Source organism: Compostibacillus humi, from assembly GCF_014637175.1.
Classification (GTDB): Bacteria; Bacillota; Bacilli; order Bacillales; family Amphibacillaceae; genus Oceanobacillus; species Oceanobacillus humi.
Map to the genome: position 1 here is coordinate 20,674 of NZ_BMEV01000045.1, position 8,689 is coordinate 29,362.

9 protein-coding genes are annotated in these 8,689 nt (G+C 42.1%); 1 reads left to right on the top strand and 8 read right to left on the bottom strand.

Translation table 11 applies throughout. From position 1 onward, the window contains the following. Positions 1 to 35 precede the first annotated feature (35 nt). The 3 genes from IEV18_RS11700 to IEV18_RS11710 all read right to left on the bottom strand — a co-directional run bounded on the left by IEV18_RS11700 (position 36) and on the right by IEV18_RS11710 (position 2,566). Positions 36 to 728: an SDR family oxidoreductase gene (locus IEV18_RS11700; protein ID WP_188392565.1), complete on the bottom strand. Its 693-nt coding sequence runs from the start codon at positions 726 to 728 to the stop codon at positions 36 to 38. A 160-nt stretch (positions 729 to 888) separates the two neighbouring features. Beyond that, positions 889 to 1,833, bottom strand: a complete 945-nt coding sequence (locus IEV18_RS11705) for a DnaD domain-containing protein (RefSeq protein WP_188392566.1) — start codon at positions 1,831 to 1,833, stop codon at positions 889 to 891. Between the two features lie 151 nt (positions 1,834 to 1,984). Next, positions 1,985 to 2,566 (bottom strand): sigma-70 family RNA polymerase sigma factor, encoded by a 582-nt coding sequence (locus IEV18_RS11710; RefSeq protein ID WP_229733647.1) that lies wholly within the window; start codon positions 2,564 to 2,566, stop codon positions 1,985 to 1,987. 310 nt (positions 2,567 to 2,876) lie between these two features. On the opposite strand from IEV18_RS11710, the gene IEV18_RS11715 reads away from it, so the two are divergent. Further along, positions 2,877 to 3,398, top strand: coding sequence for a competence protein ComK (locus IEV18_RS11715; RefSeq protein ID WP_188392567.1), 522 nt, complete (start codon positions 2,877 to 2,879; stop codon positions 3,396 to 3,398). Positions 3,399 to 3,623: 225 nt separating this feature from the next. On the opposite strand, the gene IEV18_RS11720 is transcribed toward IEV18_RS11715, so the two are convergent. The 5 genes from IEV18_RS11720 to IEV18_RS11740 all read right to left on the bottom strand — a co-directional run bounded on the left by IEV18_RS11720 (position 3,624) and on the right by IEV18_RS11740 (position 8,555). Next, positions 3,624 to 4,829 carry a M20 metallopeptidase family protein gene (locus tag IEV18_RS11720; protein ID WP_188392568.1) on the bottom strand — a complete coding sequence of 402 codons (1,206 nt, stop codon included), beginning with the start codon at positions 4,827 to 4,829 and terminating at the stop codon, positions 3,624 to 3,626. Positions 4,830 to 4,901: 72 nt separating this feature from the next. Beyond that, positions 4,902 to 5,927, bottom strand: a complete 1,026-nt coding sequence (locus tag IEV18_RS11725; protein WP_188392569.1) for a TRAP transporter substrate-binding protein — start codon at positions 5,925 to 5,927, stop codon at positions 4,902 to 4,904. Between the two features lie 31 nt (positions 5,928 to 5,958). Further along, a complete protein-coding gene (locus tag IEV18_RS11730; protein ID WP_188392570.1) occupies positions 5,959 to 6,750 on the bottom strand; it encodes a creatininase family protein in 792 nt (263 codons plus the stop codon). Positions 6,751 to 6,774: 24 nt separating this feature from the next. Beyond that, positions 6,775 to 8,046, bottom strand: a complete 1,272-nt coding sequence (locus tag IEV18_RS11735; RefSeq protein ID WP_188392571.1) for a TRAP transporter large permease — start codon at positions 8,044 to 8,046, stop codon at positions 6,775 to 6,777. Continuing rightward, entirely contained in the window at positions 8,043 to 8,555 is a 513-nt protein-coding gene (locus IEV18_RS11740; RefSeq protein WP_188392572.1) for a TRAP transporter small permease, read from the bottom strand. Before IEV18_RS11740 ends, IEV18_RS11735 begins: the two co-directional genes overlap by 4 nt. Positions 8,556 to 8,689 lie beyond the last annotated feature (134 nt).

Sequence of the window (8,689 nt, forward strand, 5' to 3'; positions counted from 1 at the left end):
GCATTAGAGACAAAGCCGCTTCCGGCGCCATCCAATTAAATTTTATTTTTAATAACAACATCCTGGACGGTCAGATTTTTCCTCGGTTTCATATTATCCATAATAATTTCAGCTACATCGTCCGGGTGCATTAAATCTTTGATAGCGTCGTTTTCATATATTCCGTCCCAAAAGGCAGTTTTCATCCCGCCCATATAGACGGCCAGCACCCTTACCTGGGTATCCTCCAGTTCGCGGACGAGGCTTTCCGAAAAACCTCGGACGCCAAACTTGCTGGCGCAATACACGCTTTCCGTAACTTTCCCCTCCAGGCCGGCGGTCGACACGACGTTCACAATCATTCCATCGTTGCGCTTCTTCATATCGGGCAGCACTTCCTGCGTGCAAAAAATCGTTCCTTTTAAATTAATATCAATCATTTGGTGTACCGCGTCTTCCTTGATATTTTCCGCAACGTCAAACATGCCGACACCAGCATTATTAATTAGTATATCGATCGGCCCGACCTCCCTTTGAATCGACTGAAATACGTCCGCCGCTTCACTCTTCCGGGAAACATCCACGGGATAGATGGAAAACTCCTTCGAAAGCCGTTTTGCCGTTTGCTCCAGTTTTTCCTCTGTTCTGCCAAGCAAGCAGACGTAATAACCGAGATTGGAAAATTTTTCTGTCAGCGAGGCTCCGAGGCCGCTCCCCGCTCCGGTAATGACAACTACTTTTTTGTCCATCCTGTTTGCATCCTTTCTTCTTTTTTATTAATATCAGCCAACATCCTATAAATATAAATGAAAACCGGAAGCGAAACAATTCCGGGCGACTCCTGCAGCAGCTCTCTTTCCCCTCACAAAGCTCCGTTTCCCCGCGCAATCAAAAAAATATAGCCTTCATTCATCCAATCTTCGCCTTTCTGCTCTCGAAAAATTTGTCTAAGTCTTCGATCATCGCCTGAATATCCAAATCCGGGACCGGCTGATTCTCTTGCGGTTTTTCCTCCTTCCGCTCGGTAAACCAGTCGGGGATAACTTCTTTCCGCACTGCCGGCTGCTGCATCGGGTAAGGCCCGGTTTTATATGTATGCCGTTCTTTCCGTCGGCTAAAATTCCGTTCCTCTGCCCTCACTTCTTCCATCGTCGTAATCCCTTTCTTTGCCCAAGATTGGAGAATGCTTTTCACGTAGTGCCAGGAAGTTTTGTTCCGTTCCACTGCCCGCTTCATCGCCTCCAGGACAAGCTCTTCCCCGAGATCATCCACCCACATTAAAATCGACTCGGCAATAAAAGGACTGACCATGCCGAAATTTTCCTGATAAAAGACAATTGCATCTGCATGCTTCGTTTCTTTTTGTTTCGTATTATTTTGTTTATTTAATGGGCCTGCACTTTGGTCTGCTGAACAGCCCGCATTTTGGGCCGGTTGGCGGTCCGTCATCCGGTTTATGCTATGGTCCGCCTGTCCAGCCCCGCTACGGTGCCCTGCCCCGCTATCGCCCTCTGCTAAACTTACCAATTCCTCATTCCTTGCCCATTCCTGCCTCGCTTCCTCCACTCCAACAGAAGACAACCGAATCATCCGGTATATCGGGGACTGATTATGCTTTCGGGAATAGTAGTCGATGTAGCCTTTTTCTTTCAGTTCGGCCCGGGCCCGCTTGAAGGTGCTTTCCGTCAAGCCGGACTTCAGCCGCAGCACGGTCCCGGACGCAGCAAAGGTTTCCGCCCATTTCGCCTTGTTGTTCATATGCATTAACGTATGCCAGAGGCACACTGCCGATGCGGTCAACGGCACTAACTCGACCCGATCGTAAAAAGCATTAATTTCTTTAATATAATTCATCCCAATCCCCTCCATACAAATTTTTCCACGCCAAAAAAAGAACGATCCTAAAGTTTCGTCTCTCAAGAATCCTTCATTCGTATCTTTCCTTATCCCTGTTCCCTAAAAAAGCTGTCCTGCCGCCCGGGTGCCCCCTCCTTCCATAATGCCCTTATTCCTCCAAGCTTTTCTTATACATCTCGCGGATGCGTTTTCGCGCCTCTTTCCCCCAGCCTTTCACCGTTTCATAGGAGACCCCCTGTTCCTCAGCGATTTCTTTCAGCGGTTTTTCCAAAATAATATGGTGGTAAACCCACGTCCATTGTCTGTTCGTCAATCGGCTGCGCAATTTCTCCCAGAAGGCGCTGTCCACCAGTTCAATGCCGTATTCATCCACAATCGGCTTTTTCGAATCCCCGTACCGGTTGCCGGACGTTTCATGGATCATTTGCTGCTCGGCATACAGCTCCTCTTTTTCCTTTTGCCGCGTTTTTTTGCGGATTAAATCGATAAGACGAAAGCGAATCATGTAGTTGAAGTACGTATCCATCGAGCCTTTTTCCGGCCGATAGTTTTTGTAGGCAATCCATAAGGCGTACAGCCCTTCCATGTAAAACTCCCGATTCGTGTCATGGATTCCCAGCTTGTGGATGTGGTAATGGATTCTCGCTTCGTGTTTCTTGAAAATTTCCTCGAACGGAATATGTTGAAGATGGTGGCGGATCACCTCCTTTTGCTCCTCCCCTTTCTCCAATCTTTACCCCCCCTTCGTTTTTTTCGCCTTTATCATAGGAAAACATCCGAAATCTGTCGAATCAGCTAACTTTTCCAAACCCATTAAAAAATGGCCTTTTTTGCTGAAAATGACGCCTTTTCCGTGTCAAAACCCCATTTTTGCCGGGCCACGATCTAAGTTAGGTATAACTTTAAAAATTGCGAAAAAATTTATTTTTGCTATAATTTAGTTAATTCGAACTGGTTAAAAAGTTATAGAGGTGGTGTTGCAGGAAGGACGAAGCCTTTTCATTCCATTTCCACAATTACATAGCAGGAGGAGAATCATATTGGCACACACTCTTTCCTATTATCGGGTGAACAATAATACAATGGCCGTAGCCTATGCACCCCCTTTTTATAATTCGGCACTCGTCTTGGAGGTGAATGGAATGTTGCGAATTCAAAAAAGGCCGCTGGAGATTATCAGGGATGCGTGCATCGATTATTATTCTTCATTTGATGGTAGGAGGGAAGCTGTCATGTGCAAGACAAAATACCGTCGGAAAGTCCCTATCCCCATTAACCCGGACCTTGGTATTTATGCTTTTCCTACCCATGCCTTGGATGACAAAGCTTGCTGCTGGATTTTCTATCACCATGTGGAAAAAATTAAGGAAGGGAAATATAACGGTATTGTCGTTTTTAAAAATGGAATGGAGCTGGAGGTGGAAACTTCCGCATATGTGCTTAAAGAACAGATGCGCAGAACAGAGGACATTATTTTAGACTACGGCGGTTTAAGCGCACTCCACTTCAGGGACGAAATCATCGCCGAAAAGCAAGCAGTGTATCGGATAAAAGACAAGTGAAATTCCCGCCTGAACCGGGCGGGATTTCGTCTTTGGAAATCGGAATGCATTTGTTGGATTTAATTTCGTTTAAGCCAGCCTTTGAACCTGTGGTCAAAGTTCATTACAAAGTATAAAATTTATCCTAGAAAAAGAATTGTGGAGAGATAACAATCACTGCACATAAAAGCAAAAACCCTATAGCGCAGATAGCTGCCATAGGGTTTTTACATTTTCACCGTATATTTATTTTTTCTTGTTTAAATACTTCACTGCAAATGAACTCATCGTTATGATTCCTGTTGAAATTGCCTTTTCATCAAAAATTATGCCGGGGTTATGCAAGCCTCTCTGTGAATCCTCTGTATCGTTCCGTGTCCCTAACCGGAATAACATTCCGTCGACGTGCTGAAGATAGAATGAAAAATCCTCTCCGCCTAAGGAAGGTTCAGGCAAGTATTCTAAGTTTTCTTCTCCCAGACTTTCGATTACTGTTTCCTGCAAGAGGTCGACCAGCGCATCATTATTAATAACAGGCGGGGAACCTGGAAAATACGCTACTTCAGTAGTTGCATGATATGCTTTGGCAATGTTTCCGGCAATTTCTTCCATCGATTGTTTAATTTTTTCATTCACTTCTGTCTTTAAAGTACGTACTGTTCCCGAAATCGTTACATTTTTGGCAATAACATTGTCTGCAGTTCCTCCGTGGATTTGTCCAATCGTAATTACGGCAGAGTCTAAAGGAGGAAGTTTTCTTGATACAATCTGCTGCAGGCCGGTCACAATTTGCGCTGCTATCGGGATTGGATCAACACTTTTATGCGGATGTGCCGAATGGCCGCCAGTTCCTGATACTGTAATCTCAAATCGATTTGTCGATGCCATGATGGCGCCATGACGAACCCCAATTTTGCCTGCGTCTGTAAATGGCCAAGTATGCAAACAGACAATATTATCTACATCAGGATTCGTAAGCACCCCCTCTTCTATCATATATTTTGCTCCTTGCATCGTCTCTTCCGCCGGCTGGAAAATAAATTTGATTTTACCGTTAATCTGGTCCTTTAACCGGTCAAGGACAATTGCTGTTCCCAATAATACGGACGTATGAATATCATGGCCGCATGCGTGCATCACCCCGGGATTTTTCGAAGCAAACTCCAGGTTTGTCTCCTCTTTAATCGGCAATGCATCAATATCCGCCCGGATTCCAAGGGTGGGCCCGTCCCCTTTGCCTTCTAATACCCCTACGAGTCCAGTGCCAGAAGGAAATCTTTGCGTCTGAATGCTTGTATCTTTCAGCGTATTGTAAATAAACTCCGTCGTATTTTTTTCTTGGAAGCTTAATTCTGGATTTTCATGTAAATGACGCCGGATGCTGATTATTTGTTCTTCAATTTCTTGAGTTAAACTATGAATTTTTTTCACTACCGGATTAATAGATTCCATATCATAACCCCTTATGTTAGTCTGATAAAGAAGATTAAGGTTAATGAATTCATTAACCTTAATCGTCATCAATTACAAATCCGCTTGTCCCATTTCTACAATTTGCTGATAGACTTCTTCTCCCCATACTTCCTTACCAAGTCTATCCCGCACTTCTTGAGTTGCTTCTCTAAATGCATCAATATCCGGCTCGATAAAGGTTACTCCTGCTGCTTCCAGTTCTTGTCTCATCGTTTCTTCACTTTCAGCAAGTTTTTCTTCCGCAAATGCTTCCGCTTCCGCAGTTGCATCTAGTATAATTTGCTGATACTCTTCCGGGAGATTTTGGAAAAACTCTTCATTTATCGTTACAAAAGCTGGTTTAAACATATGGTTCGATAAAATTACATAGTCTTGGATTTCCTGGAACCCAGCAGAATAAAACGTTTCTAGCGGGTTTTCCTGACCATCCACTACACCCGTCTGCAAGCCGCTGTATACTTCGCCAAAGTCCATTGGCGTTGGATTTGCATTAAGTGCCTCAAACGTTTGAACATAGTAATCTCTTTCCGGAGATCTAACTTTAAATCCGGCCATATCATCTGGTGTATATATTTCTTTATTCGCTGAGATTACTCTTGGACCACGAGGTAAAATACCGATATTTCTAATTCCCATTTCATTGATTAATTTTTCGTTCCATTCCTGTCCAACATCAGAATCTAATACATGTTTCCAATGTGCATTTGATTTCATCAAATATGGAAGAGACAGATATTCAATTTCTTGAAGTCCAGGGTTGCCGCTTGACATCATTTGAATCGTACCTAATTTAACCTGTTCCATTTGTTCTTCTGTTGTTCCTAATTGGTTACTAGGAAATAAATCAACTTTAATATTGCCGTCTGTTTTTTCTTCTACAATTTCTTTAAACTTTTCCATTCCCTCGTAAGCAGGTTCTCCAGGATTTGCCCATGTACTATAAGAAATTTCGTATGTTTCTCCTGAACCAGAACCTGAATCAGAATTTGATTCGCTGCTTTCTCCTTTATCCGAGCATGCAGAAAGTAATGCGATCGCCATGACTATTCCCAAAAAAAGGATAAGTTTCTTTTTCATAGACTATTCCTCCTATTATTTATATAAATGATTATTTTAATAACATATTGGAAGACTTCATCTTTTCAACTAGAGATATGCCATATTCTACTACGCTGGAGATTATTTTCTCTCCCCGTTCTCTTGATGCATTGTATGGATTGCCTAAGATTCCAGATTCGGATAATTCTTCCATGTTAAAATAAATGTTTCCTTTGGACCCGTTTAACTTCACTTTCGATAAATTTTCCACTTCAAAAGCTTGCCATTTGTCGCTGGTCTCCGCTTTTTCCGGAAGCAAGTCCATTCTCATGCTTTCCGGGTATAAATATGACATTACTGAAGTTAACGGTTCTCCGCCATGTCCTGAAGGATCTTTATCTTCTTGGTAGATCTCCTTTTTCTGCTCGCTAGTAAGCAATTGCCATAAATCGATGGATGCAATCATGATTTTTTTATTGCGTCTCACCTCTCTGGCTACTTGATCTACCGCAGGACCATTGCCAGCATGGCCGTTGAAAAATGCAATTTTTGTTACGCCATGCTCGGTTAAACTTGTTACGATATCGTGAAGAAGATTTATTACTGTTTGCTGGGATAGTGAAACAGTTCCAGGATAGCTTCTAAAATACTCCGAGTTCCCAAACGGAACGGTTGGTATATAGAGAGAATCTGTTTTTTCTGCTACTCTTTTGGCGACTTCTGTTGCAGCGAGAAAGTCACCAGTAATGGAATGCGGTCCATGTTCCTCCATAGACCCTAAGGGAACGATAACAACCGGATCTTTTTTAAAAGCATCTTCCACTTCTTTCCAAGTCATCAAATGTACAGCATTTTTTTCCAATTCAGTCAAATCCTTTCAAAATTTTTAAAAGAACATTTTTACAAATACCAAACTCAGGTATGGTATATATGCGGTTAAAAGTACAGTAACAATCAACGGCACATATAGAGGCAACATTTCCCTTACAAGTTTGGTAAACGATAACTTCGCGATATCGGCAACAATATATAGCATCATCCCGACCGGCGGAGTAGCTCCTCCAATTGTTAATGTCAACACCATCAGAACACCAAAATGAATTGGGTCTATACCTGCATCCATTACAATAGGAGTTAATATTGGCGCAAAAACTACGATTGCCTCGGACGGAAGCATAAATAACCCGATAATAAATAAAAAGATAACGATGATCGTCATGATTACTGTCTGATTCGTCGTAAAGCTAAAGAGAAAATCACCTAAAATATCAGATACGCGAGATTTTGTAACGACCCAAGCAAAGATAGTCGCCGCAGCTATAATGAACAATATTTTTGCAGATTCATAGCTTGTTTTCATAAGAATGGAAGCAAAGGAACGAACGTTAACATTCTTGTAATAGAAGAATGTAACAATAATTCCGTATAAAGCAGCAATCGCAGCAGATTCAGTAGGTGTAAACACACCACTGACAGTACCGACTACGATAATCACCGGCAACAGTAACGCTGGAATCCCAGAAGAAAACGTTTTCCGCGCTTGCCGGAAGGTAGCTCTCGGATAGCTCGGATAATCCCGTTTTTTCGATATAAAATACGTATATACCATTAAGGAAGCTGTAATTAGGACCCCAGGAATTAAACCTGCTATCAGCAATGGCCCAATTGGCTGCGCAGTAACCACCCCGAATAAAATCAGTGTTACACTCGGCGGTATGATCGGACCAACAATTGATGAAGCTGCAGTAATAGCAGCCGCAAACTTTTTATCGTATCCTTCTTTCTCCATTGCTGGAATTAGTACAGAACCTAATGCAACCGTATCAGCCGTTGCAGAACCAGAAATACCGGAGAAAAGAAGACTTGCAACGTTATTTACTTGAGCCAGTCCACCTTTAAAATGTCCCACCAGAACCCTGGCCATATCGATAATCCTATTGGTTATCCCTCCTGAATTCATCAGTTCACCAACTAATAGGAAGAATGGCACTGCAAGCAACGTAAAAGAGTCAACTCCACGAACTAAGCTTTGAGCAAGCATGCTAAGGTTGACACCCTCAGCAAGCAAATACACAAGGGATGAAATTAATAAAGCAAAAGCTACAGGCATTCCAACAATAATTAGCGCAATCATTAGAAAAATTACTAGGAAAATCATTCTTTCACCTCCTCCTCAATGAGGGAACTATTGCGGTACTCCCCATTGCGGTAATCGATAATGTCAAAGATGGATCGGATGATGATCGCAATAATCATTAAAACAGCGCCTACTGTAGCTGCCCCTCGCCAGAATGAAAAAGGAATTTCCAACGCTCCAGAAGTCTGACTATGCGACACTTGAACCAACTCAAATGATGAATAGGCTGTTATAATTAATGCTGCCAAGATTACAACTCGCATAATTAAAGTAGTTATTAATTTAGTCTTATGGGACATTTTCTCTTGCAGCATTTCTACACCTAAATGTTTATCATCATATGAGACAATTGCCGCCCCAATGAAAACCATCCATATGAGAAGGAATCTGCCTAATTCATCACTCCACACTAACGGACTGTCAAAAACAAATCTTGATACTACTTGAAGGATCGTAATAGCTACAATCGAAAAAAGAAGAAAGCCAATTAACACTCTAAAAGGAAATGCGAAATCTTTTCTTTTTTTCATTCTGTCACCTCCAAAATTATAAATAGTCTCTCGGAAATTAAATTTCCGCATAAGCTCTAGTCTTTCGACTAGGGCTTTTTATGTGCTTCACCCCCAAAAATCAAAATAATAATGCATATTACTTGACTTTTTAA